General features: G+C 44.8%; 14 protein-coding genes. 4 read left to right on the top strand and 10 right to left on the bottom strand.

From position 1 onward, the window contains the following. Positions 1-12: 12 nt before the first annotated feature. Positions 13-1878: a Xaa-Pro dipeptidyl-peptidase gene (locus D1614_RS10135; RefSeq protein ID WP_119437793.1), complete on the bottom strand. Its 1866-nt coding sequence runs from the start codon at positions 1876-1878 to the stop codon at positions 13-15. 231 nt (positions 1879-2109) lie between these two features. Between D1614_RS10135 and D1614_RS10130 the strand changes: the two genes are divergently transcribed. Then, on the top strand, positions 2110-2547 hold the full coding sequence (locus D1614_RS10130) for a DUF4395 domain-containing protein (protein ID WP_119437792.1): 438 nt from the start codon (positions 2110-2112) through the stop codon (positions 2545-2547). A gap of 61 nt (positions 2548-2608) precedes the next feature. On the opposite strand, the gene D1614_RS10125 is transcribed toward D1614_RS10130, so the two are convergent. The 8 genes from D1614_RS10125 to D1614_RS10090 form a co-directional block, all read right to left on the bottom strand. Then, the gene (locus D1614_RS10125; RefSeq protein WP_119437791.1) at positions 2609-3016 is read right to left on the bottom strand and encodes a hypothetical protein; all 408 of its coding nucleotides are present in this window, start codon (positions 3014-3016) and stop codon (positions 2609-2611) included. Between the two features lie 48 nt (positions 3017-3064). Continuing rightward, positions 3065-3817 (bottom strand): LytR/AlgR family response regulator transcription factor, encoded by a 753-nt coding sequence (locus D1614_RS10120; protein WP_119437790.1) that lies wholly within the window; start codon positions 3815-3817, stop codon positions 3065-3067. Positions 3818-3931: 114 nt separating this feature from the next. Further along, the gene (locus tag D1614_RS10115; RefSeq protein ID WP_162304463.1) at positions 3932-4702 is read right to left on the bottom strand and encodes a sensor histidine kinase; all 771 of its coding nucleotides are present in this window, start codon (positions 4700-4702) and stop codon (positions 3932-3934) included. 155 nt (positions 4703-4857) lie between these two features. Then, entirely contained in the window at positions 4858-6936 is a 2079-nt protein-coding gene (locus D1614_RS10110; protein WP_119437788.1) for a hypothetical protein, read from the bottom strand. Positions 6937-7062: 126 nt separating this feature from the next. Next, positions 7063-7575 (bottom strand): OmpH/Skp family outer membrane protein, encoded by a 513-nt coding sequence (locus D1614_RS10105; RefSeq protein WP_119437787.1) that lies wholly within the window; start codon positions 7573-7575, stop codon positions 7063-7065. Positions 7576-7798: 223 nt separating this feature from the next. Beyond that, positions 7799-8509: a LolA family protein gene (locus D1614_RS10100; protein WP_119437786.1), complete on the bottom strand. Its 711-nt coding sequence runs from the start codon at positions 8507-8509 to the stop codon at positions 7799-7801. 72 nt (positions 8510-8581) lie between these two features. Further along, entirely contained in the window at positions 8582-9250 is a 669-nt protein-coding gene (locus D1614_RS10095) for a ferredoxin--NADP reductase (protein ID WP_119437785.1), read from the bottom strand. 64 nt (positions 9251-9314) lie between these two features. Next, entirely contained in the window at positions 9315-10424 is a 1110-nt protein-coding gene (locus D1614_RS10090) for an Sb-PDE family phosphodiesterase (protein ID WP_119437784.1), read from the bottom strand. A 198-nt stretch (positions 10425-10622) separates the two neighbouring features. On the opposite strand from D1614_RS10090, the gene D1614_RS10085 reads away from it, so the two are divergent. The 3 genes from D1614_RS10085 to nagB all read left to right on the top strand — a co-directional run bounded on the left by D1614_RS10085 (position 10623) and on the right by nagB (position 15060). Then, positions 10623-11837, top strand: a complete 1215-nt coding sequence (locus D1614_RS10085) for an ROK family transcriptional regulator (protein ID WP_119437783.1) — start codon at positions 10623-10625, stop codon at positions 11835-11837. 61 nt (positions 11838-11898) lie between these two features. Then, complete coding sequence (locus tag D1614_RS10080; protein ID WP_119437782.1) at positions 11899-14205, top strand: glucosamine-6-phosphate isomerase; 2307 nt, start codon at positions 11899-11901, stop codon at positions 14203-14205. A gap of 75 nt (positions 14206-14280) precedes the next feature. Further along, a complete protein-coding gene (gene nagB / locus D1614_RS10075; RefSeq protein ID WP_119437781.1) occupies positions 14281-15060 on the top strand; it encodes a glucosamine-6-phosphate deaminase in 780 nt (259 codons plus the stop codon). A 384-nt stretch (positions 15061-15444) separates the two neighbouring features. Here the strand turns inward: nagB and D1614_RS10070 are convergent, their stop codons facing one another. Next, positions 15445-16254: a metal ABC transporter permease gene (locus D1614_RS10070; RefSeq protein ID WP_119437780.1), complete on the bottom strand. Its 810-nt coding sequence runs from the start codon at positions 16252-16254 to the stop codon at positions 15445-15447. Position 16255 lies beyond the last annotated feature (1 nt).

The raw sequence follows: 16255 nt of genomic DNA, 5'->3' as shown, positions 1-16255 counted from the left end.
GTTTTTCGGTTTTTAAAATTCACCTGTAGCCTTCATCCACGCCTGTGCACCACCAACAACGGGCAATGAAACGGAAGTCCCATCCAGATCAACCCTTAACTCGGTTCCGGGTTCGGGTTGCAAAGTAAAATCGCGGTCGCTCGAAAAAATCATCAACCCGATTTGCTGACCTGCCGGTATTACCTGGTCATCGGGTTGCAATTCAAATGTCATTTCATAAAACCTGCCGGGCTTGAGTGGCTCACTATCCCACAACGATTTGTAATTCTGCAGGTCGGCCCAGCCACGGGTGATCAGGTTATCGGTAATTTTCGCACCTCGGTGGTCGTTCCAAGGTAAGGATACCAGGTAAACGGAAAGGTTAACGGCGGGCTTGCTGCTGGCGGCCCTGATGGTGAAAACCGTTTTCCCCGAAAGATGCACCTCCTCTTTCAAAACAGGTGTTACGTAAATCAAACGGTGATCGGTGTTCTCTGCCTTTGCCAGTGCCTCGGCAGAAAAAGAATAATTGTCAACCAAAGCCTCTTTTCCCTGCGATGTTGGCTTGGCAACCGTCAGGCTTCCTTTTTCAGGTGCTCCTTTTGTAAGATGAAGGGTAACCGGCGATGCATCGGGATTGGGATAATCGGCATACGACGTCGGGTTTCCCTGTTCGTCGTTTTCACGCACAATCCATGCCTTGGGATCGTTCTCAACCCCGTTTTCAACACCAAACAAATAACGGGTAAACCAGCGGTTCATCATCGATACGGGTGGCGGTCCGCCGTGCCCGTTCTGGTGGTAATATATCTGAGCCGGCAGTCCTTTGGTTCTGGCGGCTTCGTAGATGCGCAGGCTGTGCTCGGGCACCACATTCCAGTCGTTAAAACCGTGCGACATCAGCAAAGCTGCTTTCATTTTATCCATTTTATTCAGATAGTCGCGCCCTGCCCAAAAATCGTTGTAGTCGCCGGTAACACGGTCCTGCCCGTTTTTCATCTCTGTGTCGCGCACGGTTTTCCGGGCATATTCGCGTTTCGACTCATCGCCGCTGTGAATAAAATCGAACAAAACATCCACATCTTCCCCCAGGTACCCGCCGGGTGAGCGAACCAGTCCGTTGGAACGGTAATAGTGATAGTAGGAAGTATTGGGTGCCACCGGAATAATCGCTTCCAAACCTTCCACACCGGTTGTTGCAGCGGCCAGGGGCAGCGTTCCGTTGTACGACGTGCCAGTCATTCCAACCTTCCCGGTGGACCAGTAGGCTTTTACCTCTTTATTTCCTGTGCGTGTTGTATAACCTTTTGCCCGACCACAAAGCCAGTCGATCACAGCCTTTGGCGCCAGCGATTCATTGTCGCCGCCAATCGTAGGAACACCGTCCGACAAACCTGTTCCGGGAGAGGAAGAGTGCACCACAATGTAGCCACGCGGCAACCAGGTGCTAACATGCCCTTTCGAAATGATCGGGCGCACCCCTCTTCGCTTAATTTCTGTCGGGTGTGCGTGTGGTTTTGGCTCTTCGCCCAGCTCGTGCCTCACATCCCAAAAATAGGAAGGATTGTTTCCGGCCGTTCCGGCAAAGTAAGGACTGGTATTGTAAACAACCGGCAGCTTCAAGCCCTCAGTTTCGGTTTCGGCCGGACGGGTTACGTCAACGTGCATCCGGTCAGAACGTCCGTCGCCATCGCTGTCGAATTCGGTTTCCACCCACAAATCTTCCCTGATCCAGCGGTCCGGATCCTCAAAAGCTTTAACAATTTGCGCTTCCCCGTCTTTAAACCAGGGCTTCGCCTCTTGTTTCTCCTGGGCCTGTACCCCTGTAATAACAGCGCCTTGCAATACCAATGCAGCGGCGAAACTTAAAATTGTTGTACCAATAAATCGAACCTTCATTTGTATCTGTATTGAATGTTTATCTGTTTTAGAAAGCAGCGACTTTTTCTATCATGCCATTGCCGCAATAACCGATTTGACCGGAAACCTTAAAGATAATTACACATCGGTAGCATGAAATGACTTTCTCCCCTTATTGTTAAATCTTTGTAATGAATCTGGGTGACTTAAGTCACATACGGCAATAAAACACTTTTTAGTGTTTATATTCATCCAGTTAACGAAAATGCTATGAAACAGATTATTTGCCCCATCTCCAATGAAAAAATCAACGAACAGATAACCCGCCTGAATGCAATTCTTGGAATTCTGCTGATTGTAGCAGCCTTTGCATTTCAACTACCGGTTATTCTCTTCTTTTTGGTGGCCGACTATTTTGTACGTGCCTTTACCAAAGCCAAATTCAGTCCCATCAGCTACCTCAGCCACTGGCTGACCAACACGCTTAACTTAGGAGAAAAAGCCATCGACAAAGCTCCCAAAATATTTGCCGCGCGCCTGGCTTTCTTACTGATGCTAGCCATTACAATTCTCTCTGTCAGCGAATTGCATTCTGCCGCCCTGCTGATCGCTGGAATTTATGTATTCTTTGCCACGCTTGAGTTTGCGCTCACCATTTGCGTAGGTTGCATTATCTATACCTATTTGATTGTACCCTTCAACAAGTAATAACTTACTACACATTTTCAGAGGCGCATCACAGTTGGTGCGCCTTTTTTATGGCCTAAATTTATTTCTGTGGAAAACTGTACTTCTCTTTCCCAATAATTTTTAGCGAGAAGTCGACGGAAGAGTCGGGAACCGCAACGGGCATATTCCAGTTGTTGGCATTTGGTTTGGCAACCGGCATATTCCATGGATCATAAGCGTTTTCCTGTTTCGGTGACGCCCCGGGAAAAATCATCGCTTGTTCCTGTTCTTCCTGCTTTTGCCCGTACCTCATCGTATAGGGGTCTTTCCATTCATCGAGACTCAAAGAATCCATCTTTAATTTTAGCGGAAGTCCCAAAGAATCGGTTTTGAAATCCTGCAAGAATCCCGTTATTTCAATTCCGGGAAGTGTTTTCAACGTGTCTGCATTTTGACCAACTCCGGCTAACGACAGACTTATGAGAAAAAGAAGGGCTAATACTTTCATGATTTCCAGATGGTTTCCTGCTAAAATAAAGAATGCTGTACAAACGACCTACTGTGTCAAGGTTTTTAACACTTCCTGAACTGCGTCTTTTCGGCGCCTTGAAATATTTACCCGGTCGCCATTGGAAAGCTCCAGTGTTCCTCCGTCGGTCTTCAAATAGGCCGAAACATGATGCAGATTCACCAAATGCGATTTGTGGGTTCTGATAAACGCATAATCGTTTAGAAGCTCCTCGAAATCCACCAGCGTTTTTGCCACCAGCAAACGTCTCTTGTCCTGTAAGTATATGTGCGTGTAATTTCCTTCGCCTTTGCAATGAATGATCTTCCGCACTTCGATAAACTCAATCCTGTCGCCCGTAGGTAAACCTATTCTGGGGTTCTCGGGCTGCTGAATGTTGCGCGCCAATTCGTTGACGCGTTGATTTTCCTGTTTCTGCAAAACCCGATGTGAAACCCTCTTAACAGCTTCTACCAAATCGTTGTAATTAATGGGTTTGAGGATGTAATCGGCAGCCGAAAAACGAATTGCTTTGATGGCATAATTATCAAAAGCGGTTACAAAAATCACTTCGAAGCGGGCATGACCCAGCGTTTCCAAAAGCCGGAAGCCATTTTCTTTGGGCATTTCAATATCCAGAAAAACCAAATCAGGATCGTGCTTTTCAATCAACAAAACAGCAGCGGCCACCGAATTTGCTTCTCCGAGCACCAACACTTCGGGGCAATATTCCCGCAGCAATCCGGCAAGATTTTCACGCCCGTGTTTCTCGTCGTCAACTATGATGGATTTGATTTTCATTTTATCCTTTTTTAGTTCTCAGTTCTAGTTCTCACAAAGAACGCTAAGTCAGGAGCAGAGTACGCAAAAGATTTCTGCGGCCTTTGTGCTTCTTCTTTTCTTTGCGTGGAAGATCTAATTTTCTTCCGGAATGATAATCTCAACACGCGTTCCTTCCGGCAAATCGATGGTTTCGAGCAAATACTTTTCACCTTGCTTTTCTTTCAGAAGCTGCAAACGCTCGCTAATGAGTTTTGTTCCTTTCCCGTTCTTGGTTTTCGACAATTCTTTGGCAGCTTCCCGGCCAACACCGTTGTCCTCTATTTCGATTTTGATTTCCGAATCCCGGCGTTTCATTGTTATTTTCAGTTTACGGTCCGACGTTTTGTTTTGCAAGCCATGAACAATGGCATTTTCCACAAAAGGCTGCAACAACATGGAAGGCACCAGCGTGTTGTGTACATCTATTTCCGAATCTATTTCCATCGAATAGTCAAAGTCGAAGCGCAGTTGTTCAAGCCTCAGGTATTGTTCGGTCATTTCCAACTCTTCGGCCAGCGACACTTCTTCCTTTTCCGAGTTATTCAGCACCTTCCGGATTAACCCGGCAAAGTCGGCTAAATACAAATGGGCCTCGCGGCCCATATTTTTCTGAACGAGGTTTTGTACCGAATTTAAACTGTTAAACAAAAAGTGCGGGTTCATTTGCGACCGGATGGCAGTTAGCTCCAGCTCGCGCAAGCGCCGTTCGCGTTGCTCCTTTCGAAACTGCTGCTGAACACGCCATTTCCAAACCAACAAAACCGAAACGACCAACACCAGCAATGCAACCAAAACAATGATCACGGTTATCAGCACCGACTTATCGATTGTTTTTTCCTTCGGTTGAACTAAATATTGTTTCATCAAATTTGTTGCCTCTAAAGGGCTTTTGGCATTTCCGATGTGTTCTCCCTCTTTATTGTAAAGGATGAAATTCTTCCAATCCGAAGGAAATATGTCTGATAACCGAATAGTATCGTTCATCAACAGCAATTGCTGCGCTTTCGGTTCAGCCCGGCTCAGGAAATCTTCCACACATTAAGATTGCTGCCTTCCACAATGTAAACATAGTTGATGTCGGGGTTTTCTTTCGAAAGGTCGTCGAAATAATAGCGTTCGCCGGCCCAGTCTGAACTTACGTAAAAGATGGTTGGTCTTTCCCCGAAAAAATCTTTCATGCCGACTTCTTTCCCGTCAGGCATTGTAAACCTCACATCGGGGACATAGTTTTCGTCCTTCCATTTTCCCTGGTTTGATACAAAACCTGATATTTCCCGGACAAAATTCTTGTCATTACAATATCGGAGCATGTCATCGAGGTATTCGTCGGCTTCTTCCCCTTGGCTGTTTATCCCAATCTGCCCAAATATTTGTCCTCTTTTCTCCTGAACAAGCATATCGCCTGCCGTACTGTACAATGGCAACCCGGCAAATGTCAATTTTGCCAATTCTATCCGTGAGCGAAGATCACCAAAATAGTAAAAGGAAGAATAGAATTCATTGTAGTCAACATCCCACAAAATAATGTTGGGGACAATCTTACTACTTGTCACTGCATTACTCGTGAAGTAAGAAGTTGCTGCTTGTCGTGAATAAATTCCCAAAGGATTGTAATCTACATTAACATTGAACCGATCGACATATTTCTTTAGGTAATCTGCATCAACCTCATCGGGTTTGGTATCTCCTCTCCATACCCTCTCAACATCAAAAGAATTAAACTGACTTAACAGTTGATTTGCCCCGCAATACAACTGGTTTTGCAACTCTGTTTCCACAAAACGAAATACACTCGCAGGCATATCGTTCCGGTATTTATCGCAAATTTCGGAAAATGCTTTGCTTGCTTTTTCAAACTCGGCATATTGCGTGCCCCGGTTGAGGTATGAATAAGGGGTAATGTCATCGTCGAAAACAGGATAGGCTTTGCGGTATTCATAAATCATTTGCCCGGTTTTGGCCAAAGGACCTGTAAAAGTAATATCCCAGGGAAAAGTATCGCCTTTCGCATCAAGGTGTATTTCGTTGCCCGGTTCGGCATATATCACCAGGGTTGGCAAATCTCTCAGGTTCGCATTGTAGCCAAACCTGAGAAATATAAGCTGAGGCTGCTCCAACTCTTCTTCAATTTTAAACGAGTTACTTTCACCCAGGTCATATACTTTTTGACTCATGCTTACGCCGTATGGCTTCTGCAATGTTGATAAGATTACCCTTTTACCCAGCACTTTTTCCACCTTGCCCGAAATGGTGAAAGTATTGTTCCCTATTTCCTTTTCCGAAGCCAAAGAAAGATGTGTTTCCTTGTTCGACAAGTTTTGATATTTGCTTCGAACGAGGGAAACATTGTATCTAAGCTCGTTTAACTCAATCCGGTTGTACTGAACCAACTGATTTCTGTCCTTATCGATTTCTATTGTCAGAGAATTAAGCCCCGCCTCTGGCTTATTTGCCGAGCAGGTAATTAGTTCTGCCTCCTCCTTTTTTTGCTGTACAGTTAAGTATGCAACTGGGTCAGTTTCATTTTTGTCGGGTATCGGCACCCTGTAAATTGACTGTACCAACTTTGTTATCAGCGGTATTCCTTTTTCGTTAAACTCTTCAGAGAAATAATCCACGTCTTTCTCTGAAAAGCCTTTATCTCTAAGAATCTTTCGAACTTCCAATAAAAGGCCGACGCGGTCGAGCAAAGTAATCCGGCTGGTTCCGGAGTCGATGCTGTACTTCGGATTAACAAGGCATAATAAACTTTCATAGTATTGTCTGTTTCGCTGAGAACCTTTTTCACCCCAGAATGTCGGGTATTTAAAATCCCGGATCGGCATTGGTTTCTCATTGGGCTTAACTTCCCTGTTTTTCTCAACCGAAACCCGGAGGAAAGGCTTCTCGTCCGGTTCAAAGTTATTGTATTGAACTTTGATTGTTTTCTCCTTGTCGTAAGGTCTGTACCTCGAATCATCATTCAATAGGATGTATTCCGACTCGGTGTATTCGTAAATATATTCCTTTCCTAATTGGGGTAACAGTAAAAGGGTGTCGTTTTGGGCGAAGCCGAAAAAAGGCAAAAACGCTAACAGAAACAGAAAAGTTGCTTTCATAACCGTTGTATTTGGATTTACCCAAATTTTGCAGGAATTATTGATAATTAAAAGCCCGGTTTATTCAACGGCAGGGTTTACTTATTTTCCGGCAAAATTTGAGTTACAGGTTCGGAAAGTGGCAGGCTATTTCTGAAATTTCTGCCGCACCAGTTCGGTAATATCCTGAGCGTCGGGGGCCATGTAGGCAACAGCACCGGTACTCACATCCAGCACGTAGGTAATTTTATTTTCTTTGGCTACGTCACTAATCGCAGCGCTTACATTCTGGTAAACCGGCTGTATCAACTCCATGTTTCGCTGCCTGAGTGTTTGCTGTGCGGTTTGGTTGTAATTCTGAATTTTCTGTGCCAGGGCCAGCAGTTCTTCCTGTTTGGTCTTTTTCATCAATTCGGAATAGCCGGCGTTTTCCTTTTCAAAAACGTCCATTTTGGTTTGCTGCTCTTCCAGCATATCGGCGTAAATCTGCTCCATGTCTTTGGCTTCCTGGTCAAGCACTCCCTGAATGCTGTCCAACAGCGGATGTGTTTGGACCAGTTCCTGTACGTTCACATGGGCAACCTTCAAAGCAGTCTGCGCCTGAAGCACACTGACTGTCAGTAAAATAATGGGAAATACAAGTAAAAATCGGATCTTCATATTGTTTGATTTATGTTTTCCCCGAATTTCCGATAAATATGTCAGGCTCCTTTTTAAAAGACGTTAAAAATAGGCCGTAAAGAAGTTAATAATCCGAAAATAAGGGATGACACAGCATTGCAATTGTGAAAAACCAAATCGGCACGGTCCTATGATTTAATTAATCGCGCTACAAAAAAAGGGGCAGAAATTCCGCCCCTTTTGCTATCTGGTAAATCTTCGGTTATTCGCCTGGACGAGCAAAAATAGAATCATCCATACTCTCGTCGAGTTTGATTTCTTCCATAACCATCGACTGGTTGCCCATTGGGGTACTTATTTCCATCTTGCTCCCCATTTTAATACCGTTAATGTCTTTGTATTCGCTTACTTTGGTTTCCACGTCAACGGTTTGTCCCATCGATTCGATGGTTACTTTTATTTTATTGATCAGGTACGTGCCGGCATCAATAAAATAATCTTTTACGGTTCCATCGGCGTTGGTCAGCTTAATTTTGTAGGCTTCTTTACCGTCGGCATTTACTTTACCCAGCAATTCGGCCGAGTGGCCTTTTTTCTCGTAGTTGTAAAGTTCACCTTCCAGGTCGGCCTGGCTCATGGCTTGTTTCAGCTCAGGTCCGGCCAAATCGGTAGTTCCGGCTCCGGCCATTGGGTTCTGCATCCAACCAGTCTCACCGTCATATGCCTGAATGATTTTTTGCCCCATTGCTTCCATTTCAATCCGGAATTTATCGGGCTTTTTCATTTGAATCGTCATGGGCATGTCCATCCCCATCATACTTATTTTTGCTTTTACGTAAAATGTTTTTACGGCAGCAAGTTTCTCCTGCCCGGTGGCAGCATAGTGTTTTTTCAATACATCGTCGAGCGATTGCGCGTGGGAGCCAATGAATGCAAATAGCATCAGGGCGGTTAAAATAAAGGTCCGTTTCATTTTTTTTAGTTTAAATTGAATGGATATTAATCGACTAATTTACAAATATTGGTTTTTCGGCCAAGCCTTTGCTTAAAAATATATCTCGGCCAGGATGTTTTCGTACGGAACTCCTTTTTCAATCAGCAGGTCACGTACTTCCACTACCATCAGCGCTTTTCCGCAGAGATAAAATTTCACATCGGGGAAGCTTTCCAAATTTGCCAGGTAATCAGTCACGCGTCCGGGGAAAACATTACACGACGACTCGCGCGAACAACAGCGCACATAGTTTTCGCCCATGGCCCATTCCAGTTCATCTTCGAAATAAAACTGGTTCAGGTGCGCCACTCCGTGTATCAGTTTTTTATTGGCATCAACTCCCGAACGAAACATGCTGTAAAAAGGAGCAATACCTGTGCCGGTGGCGATCCACCACGCCGGCTCTCCGGTTGCCAGAAAGCTCCCGTAAGGCTCCGAAACCCAGATCGTATCGCCCGGGATAACGGCCGAAAGTTTCGGGGTTAGAAATCCATCCTCTTTTATATTGAAAAGGATGCGGACCTCCTCCTCCTGGTTGCCACTGCAAATACTGTATATGCGGGGCGGATGCTCAGAGTCGATTCCGATCTTCACTACCTGCCCGGGGCTAAATGTTGTGCTTCGTTTAAAAGCAATCAGGTGAACGCCGGGCGATATTTCCTGGTTGTCGGTAATGATTTGCGGGAAAAGTTGCGGTTCTTTTTTCTTGCTAACAGCCATTTTTTACTGAATATGTAATCGCAAAAACTTCCCCGCGGCCAAATTGTTCAGCAGGCGGTATTTTTTAAGGAAGATTTTTAAAGGTAAACGTAACGATCAGGTTATCGACAGGCCCTGTGAACATGTTTTTTACCGTGTAGTAAAGGTTGATTTCGCGGGTACTGCCAATTTCATCGGAGTTACCGCTTAAACTCAAAGGCGTAACATGATGTGCTTTCAGTGTTAAACGCTCCGGTGCATCGAAACCAACACCCGGTTGTACCAGTTCCAGTTCGTAGTCAAGATCCGAGTTATTTCGCAGGTACACTACTTTATTGATTCCGTTGGCGATTCGTAAAGGTGCCTTGTCGTATTCGAGCGAGGCAAAAAACACAGGTTCCAGCAAAGCCGATTGCCCTACCAGGGTATTGTCGAAATAAGCCAATGTGCGCCGGTTAAAAAGCGCTTCCTTGATTCCGCCTTCGGTACGGCTTTTCGCAAAAACCAATGTCATAGGGCGGTGTTGTCCTTCCTCTACATTCATGGGGCCGTGTACATCGGTATTGGCAAACATGGTCAGCTTTTTTTCGTTGGCCCATTCCAATGCTTCCGGGTAATATTCATTGCTGTTATACACCTCAATACCATGAAGCAAGCCATTTGCCAGGAGGTTGGAATGTTCGGGCCACCACAAGGTTGAATCGGGCTGCTGCGCTTTCCAGCCCGGGTGGTTCCAGATCAGAAAAGCGCCCTGGTCACGTGCTTCCTTGATGGCATCGAACACATCGTCGCGGTCCAGCAGGTTGGCATTCTTAATAAACAAGGCATTCAAATGCCCGGGAGGCATACTGCGGGTAATCTCGGCCCCCTTTACCAGCAAAATATTTTTTTGCCTGGCCAGCGGTACCGCAATTTCATACGAACGGTTGTGATCTGCCACAACATCGGTTGAATGCGGCCTGTACTCGATGTGATCCGTAATCGAAATTGCATCGAGGCCCTCTTCCCAGGCTTCATTTATCCGCACGGTTGGCCAAACGGTACCATCCGAAAATACGGTATGAATATGAAAATCACATTTGAGTGTTTTGTACCCACTAATATCAGGAATGTTGATAATTCTACGCGATTGACCGTGAGCCAGGCCAATACCAATTACAAGCAAAAGCAGTATCCAAAATTTCTTCCTACACATTGTACTTTCTGTTTAATCGGTTTAAGACTTGCCAGCCTAAAGTTCTTCTAAAATAAACAAGATCAAAATATTTTGGCATTATTTTTTTATGAATTGTAAAGCAATGGTTAAATTTAGCGAAAATACCTCTTCCTTTTTAAAATTATTAAAAAGGCGCTTGTTTGGAACTTATTTAATTTAGATTTTTGTAGAACTATCATGGAAAGACTATTTAAACATCCTGTAAACCATAGCCAGGCCGTTGAAGTCAAAAAAAGTGGACATAAAAAGCACATCCTTCGTGCGATTTATTTTAACGGCCCCCTGTCGAATTCGGAGTTAGCAAAACAAATTAAGTTAAGTACCCCCAAAATTAACAGTTTGCTCCTGGAGCTGATTGATGAAGGTTTGGTGGAAGAACTCGGCCGCGGTGATTCCAGCGGTGGCCGCCGGCCCAATATTTACGGCCTGGTGAAAGACGGATTTTATGTAGTTGGTATTACTATTAATGTTACCCGCACCATTATTTCGATTTTTAACAGCAACAACGAGGAAATTAGCGGACCTCACTTTTTCCCCATCAGCATGCAGTCGGACATTGAAATATTCCACCAGGTAAATCAAAAGCTGGAGGAGGTTTTCAAGGAAAGCAATATCTCGCGCGACAAGATCCTGGTGGCAGGAATTGAACTTCCCGGGCTGATTAATCTTCACGAAGGAACCAACCTTACCTACTTCCCCGAAGTAAAGAACTTGTTTGCCGAATTAAAAACGATATTCGGGGTACCCGTATTTTTCAACCACGATACCAAGCTGCGCACCTTTGCCGAACAACATTTTGGTCTGGCACGTAACAAGAAAAACGTGCTGATGCTGCAGGTTGATTGGGGAATGGGACTGGGCATAATCGTGAACGGGAAATTATACACCGGCAAGTCAGGTTTTTCCGGCGAATTCGGGCATGTTCCGATTGTTACCGACGGACCGCTTTGTGTTTGCGGAAAACAGGGATGCCTCGAAACAGTAGTTTCGGCAAAAGCCATTGCCCGCCAGGCGCGGGAAGCCATTAAAAACGGCAAGTCATCGCTTATAAACAAATTGGTTGACAACGATTTAGAAAAAATAGATATTTCAACGGTTATACAAGCTGCCGATTCCGGCGACCAGTTTGCCATTTCGCTCTTTTCGGAAGCAGGAAAATGGCTTGGACACGGCATTGCATTGCTTATTCAGGTATTTAACCCCGAGCTGATTATTTTAAGCGGACAGGTAGCTGTAGCCAGCCGCTTTATTCAGGCTCCCATTCAACAGGCGATTAACACTTACAGCAACCGCGACATCAGTAACGACTCCCAGGTACTGTTCTCCGAACTGGGGCCAAAAGCCGGAACAATGGGCGCAGCGGCTTATGCACTGGAACAAATTTCAAAATAGACAGAACAAAAAATTCAGGCAACTGTCTATGAATAAATAGTAGCAGAAACAAATACATACGATGAATCACAATTTTTCAAAAGTTGAAGAAGCGTTTCTAAAAGAAACCCAACTACAAGAGATTACAACTCGTGTTCCTTACATTGCGTCTGATAGTTTTCCAAAACTCGGATTATTATCGGCTTTGAGTTTCCTTGAATGGGTAAGTAAAAACCCGCAAGGCGTTATCAGTCTTCCGAGTGCAAAAACCGCTCAGTACTTTCAGAATTACACGCATTTCCTGCTGGATAACTGGGACAACCAGAAAGGCATTGACATTCGTGCAAAATACGGACTGGCAGATGTGGCAAAACCAGATTTGAGCGGCCTGACATTTGTGCAAATGGGCGAATTTTTCCCCATCGATCCAAAACAACACAACAGCTTGTACAATTACGCGGTTGAGCACTACATAAAAGGTTTTGGCTTTGATGCAGAAAAAGCATTGCTGATCAATTCGGAAGAAATTGAACTGGCCGACGGCAAACACTACAGCGAAGTATTCCCGGATTACAAAATTGACCTCTCGCTGCGTTACCGCGAAGCAAAAACACACCAGGAGCAACTGCAACAACGTTCCATTTTCCAAATCGACAACTGGTGCAGGGCTTACGAAACCAAAATAAGGGAAAAAGGTGGTATCGGATTTTTCATGAGTGGAATCGGGCCTGACGGACACATTGCCTTCAATACCCGCGGAACCGATCATTTCTCAGGTACCCGCCTTACCGAAACCAATTTCGAAACACAGGCAATAACAGCGGCCGACTTAGGCGGAATCGAAGTCTCGAGAAACCGCCTGGTAATTACCATTGGCTTGGGAACCCTGAAATTCAACCCAAAAAACAAGGCGATTATTTATGCAGCAGGCGAAGCGATTGCGGATGTGATCAAAAACTCAATTGAATGCGAAGCCAGCATTTGCTACCCCGCTACTTCACTACAGGGACTTGAAAATGCCCGTTTTTACCTGACTGAAGGAGCTGCCGTAAAATTGGATGATGCCATTGATTGCTACTATAAATGCTCGCCGTGGAATCACCAGAAAACAGAACGTGCTGTAATTGATTTGTGCAAGAAGATCAACAAGTTCGGATCGAAACTCGAACTAGCCGATCTGAAAGCAGACAAATATTGCAGTATGATTCCCGATCTGAGTGAGAATACAGTTCAGTCGGTAATTGATTCCATTACGGCAAAGCTTCAAAAAGGAATGGAGCGGGAGAAAAACCAGACTTATTACCATACTGGCCCTCACCACGACGACATCATGCTCGGAATTATGCCGGCAACTAACAGGCAGTCACGCGAAGCCAGCAATGAATTACATTTTTCGGTAATGACTTCCGGCTATAATGCAGTCACCAATACATTCCTGCGCGATCTTTTACTGGATACGCTGGACCTGCTGAACCATGGCAAAATTGAGATGATCAACTTCCCCGATTTTTTCCAGGATGGATACAAATACAAGTGGGACAAAGATCTTTACCATTACCTCGATAACATTGCAGCACAGGATGCAGAAGAAAAACGCCGCGGTGTTTGCCACCGGACGGTAAGAGCGCTGGTTTCTATCTGGGATCTCAACAACGAAGAGCAGCTGCGCGAAACCATCGATGAAATTCTTACAGTTCTGAAAAACAGCTACGACGGTGGTATAAATCCCCCAAAAATACAGAAACTGAAAGGAATGATCCGTGAGTTCGAAGAAGAACTGGTTTGGGCGCACTACGGAACAATGGTGAAAAATGTACACCACCTTCATCTTGGATTTTATTCCGGAGAATCTAATTTCGAAAACGACGTGCTGCCTATTCTGAATGATTTCAGAAAATATAAGCCAACAGTTATCAGTTTGGCAATGGACCCGCAGGGAAGCGGACCGGACACTCACTACAAAGTACTACAGGCAGTAAGCAAAGCCGTTGAAGAATGGAACAAAGAAGAAGACCTCAGCAACTTGCGCATTGTAGGTTACCGGAATGTGTGGTTCAGGTACAATCCGTGGGATGTGGAAGTGATCGTTCCGGTTTCGCTTAATTCGCTGGCAACGCTCGACCAGTCGTTTACCGAATGCTACATTACACAGGTGAACGCATCGTTCCCAAGTTACCAGCTCGATGGAAAATTCAGCGATGTAACCCGCAGGGTATGGTTCGAACAGCACAAACAAATTGAGTTGTTACTGGGCAAAAATTTCTTCTACCAGAATGAATCGCCACTACTGAGAGCAACACACGGAATGATTTACCACCGCGAATTAACTGTAGAGCAGTTTCTTGCCGAATCAGCCAAGCTGGGCAAGGCAATGGAGAACCTTGGATAACATTTAATTGATTACTTTTGGCACTTTCCCCGTATGAACGGGAGAGTGTCAAAATAACCAAAAATCATATATAAGATGAAACTTATCATTCATAACAATTACGACGAGATCAGCCAGTGGACAGCTAACCATATTGCGACCCGGATCAACGAATTTCAACCAACTCCGGAGAAGCCTTTTGTACTGGGTTTGCCCACAGGTTCATCGCCACTTGGAACTTACAAAGCACTAATCGATTTAAACAAATCGGGAAGAGTGTCTTTCGAGAATGTGGTTACTTTCAATATGGATGAATACGTAGGTATTGCCGAAGATCATCCGGAAAGCTACCATAGCTTCATGTTCAACAATTTCTTTAACCATATCGACATCAAAAAAGAGAACATTCACATTTTGAATGGCAACGCGAGCGATCTGGATAAGGAATGTGCTGAATACGAAGAGAAGATCAATAACTACGGTGGGATTGAGCTTTTCTTGGGAGGAATGGGAGCCGATGGTCACCTGGCCTTTAACGTTCCCGGTTCATCGCTGCAATCGCGCACCCGCCTGGTTAACCTGAACTACGACACCATTGTTGCCAACTCGCGTTTCTTTAACAACGATCTTACCCTTGTCCCCAAGCAGTCGCTTACGGTTGGTGTACAAACGGTTTTGGATGCCAAAGAGGTACTGATCATTGTAAACGGATACAAGAAAGCGCGCGCGCTGCAAAATGTAGTAGAAAACGGAATCAACCACATGTGGACGCTTTCAGCTTTACAGGCTCATCCGAACGGAATTATTGTTTGTGACGAAGAAGCCACCATGGAGTTAAAAGTGGGTACAGTTAAATACTTCAAAGAAGCTTATTAAACACTATAACTGTTAGAAAACGAAACTGCCCGGCTGTTACAGCACGGGCAGTTTTTGTTTTAGGCAATCCCGAATTGATTGTGTATAAACACAAGCCGAAAATACATTATTCTTTTATTTGATACAATACGTTTTTCGCGTTTTATCCTATTAAATCACGCTAAACCGAAAGTTTTTTGTGTGTTGATTTCAAGCTCAGAGTGAACTACGATTGCATCTTTTTCATGGGCTTAACCACCACCTCTGAACCACACGACGGGCAAGTGTAAACTTCGCATCCGGTACAGGCGAAACAATTGCTGCAAACACGTTCAACATCGAGGTTCGAAAACTCAAAACCACACGTTTTACAGCAATAGAATTTCTCCTTTTTTTGGGTGAACATTACACAAATATCTTAACCACCCGAAGCAAGCCAAACATAAGCACCAGCGTAAAAATAATCGCGGCCCCCGAAGGTATATCCAGGAAATAGGAAATGAACAGTCCGATCATCGTCCCAATAAATGCAAACATCGACGACAGAACAATCAGCTTCTTAAAATCTTTGGTAAAAAGATTGGCCGAAGCCTGCGGGATCGTCAGCAGCGATAAAATCAGGATAATTCCCACCACGCGGATGTTCAGCACCACGGTAAGCGCAATCAGTGTCATGATGAGATAGTTGTACCGATCGACCGGCAAACCGGCAGTGCGGGCAAACTCTTCGTCGAATGCGATGTACAGAATCTGACGCAAAAAAAGCGTGAAGAACAGCACGATCACCACGTTCAGCATAAACATCCACCAAAGTTCGGAACTGGTAACCGTAAGGATGTTTCCAAAAAGGTAGCTCATCAGGTTGGGCGTGTAACCCGGTGTCAGGAATACAAAAATGATCCCCAGTGCCATTCCAAGCGACCACCAGATCGCAATGGAAGAGTCTTCCCTGATTTCGGCCACTTTGGTAAAGAACTGAATTCCCATGGCCGACATTACAGCAAACAACACAGCTCCCAGTAAGGGGTTAAATCCCAAGAGAAAAGCCAGTCCGATACCCCCAAACGAGGCATGGGTGATCCCCCCGCTGATAAATACAATTCTTCGCGCAACGATATAACTCCCAATAATTCCGCAGGAAATACTGGCAAAAACGGTGGCGAGAAAAGCTTTCTGAAAAAAATCGTAATTAAAAAGTTCAAGTATGGCGTTCATA

The sequence above is a fragment of the Maribellus luteus genome, from assembly GCF_003576475.1.
In the GTDB taxonomy this organism is placed as follows: domain Bacteria; phylum Bacteroidota; class Bacteroidia; order Bacteroidales; family Prolixibacteraceae; genus Draconibacterium; species Draconibacterium luteum.
The sequence above is the reverse complement of the archived record's forward strand: the minus strand, read 5'-3'. Positions and strand labels throughout refer to the sequence as shown.

Bases quoted from the DNA above. Each gene is read 5' to 3' on its own strand.
- D1614_RS10080 (WP_119437782.1), top strand. From the start codon at position 11,899: ATGAATCACAATTTTTCAAAAGTTGAAGAAGCGTTTCTAAAAGAAACC.
- D1614_RS10105 (WP_119437787.1), bottom strand. From the start codon at position 7,575: ATGAAGATCCGATTTTTACTTGTATTTCCCATTATTTTACTGACAGTC.
- nagB (WP_119437781.1), top strand. From the start codon at position 14,281: ATGAAACTTATCATTCATAACAATTACGACGAGATCAGCCAGTGGACA.
- D1614_RS10090 (WP_119437784.1), bottom strand. From the start codon at position 10,424: ATGTGTAGGAAGAAATTTTGGATACTGCTTTTGCTTGTAATTGGTATT.
- D1614_RS10115 (WP_162304463.1), bottom strand. From the start codon at position 4,702: ATGAAACAATATTTAGTTCAACCGAAGGAAAAAACAATCGATAAGTCG.
- D1614_RS10125 (WP_119437791.1), bottom strand. From the start codon at position 3,016: ATGAAAGTATTAGCCCTTCTTTTTCTCATAAGTCTGTCGTTAGCCGGA.
- D1614_RS10110 (WP_119437788.1), bottom strand. From the start codon at position 6,936: ATGAAAGCAACTTTTCTGTTTCTGTTAGCGTTTTTGCCTTTTTTCGGC.
- D1614_RS10130 (WP_119437792.1), top strand. From the start codon at position 2,110: ATGAAACAGATTATTTGCCCCATCTCCAATGAAAAAATCAACGAACAG.
- D1614_RS10070 (WP_119437780.1), bottom strand. From the start codon at position 16,254: ATGAACGCCATACTTGAACTTTTTAATTACGATTTTTTTCAGAAAGCT.
- D1614_RS10085 (WP_119437783.1), top strand. From the start codon at position 10,623: ATGGAAAGACTATTTAAACATCCTGTAAACCATAGCCAGGCCGTTGAA.
- D1614_RS10120 (WP_119437790.1), bottom strand. From the start codon at position 3,817: ATGAAAATCAAATCCATCATAGTTGACGACGAGAAACACGGGCGTGAA.
- D1614_RS10100 (WP_119437786.1), bottom strand. From the start codon at position 8,509: ATGAAACGGACCTTTATTTTAACCGCCCTGATGCTATTTGCATTCATT.
- D1614_RS10095 (WP_119437785.1), bottom strand. From the start codon at position 9,250: ATGGCTGTTAGCAAGAAAAAAGAACCGCAACTTTTCCCGCAAATCATT.
- D1614_RS10135 (WP_119437793.1), bottom strand. From the start codon at position 1,878: ATGAAGGTTCGATTTATTGGTACAACAATTTTAAGTTTCGCCGCTGCA.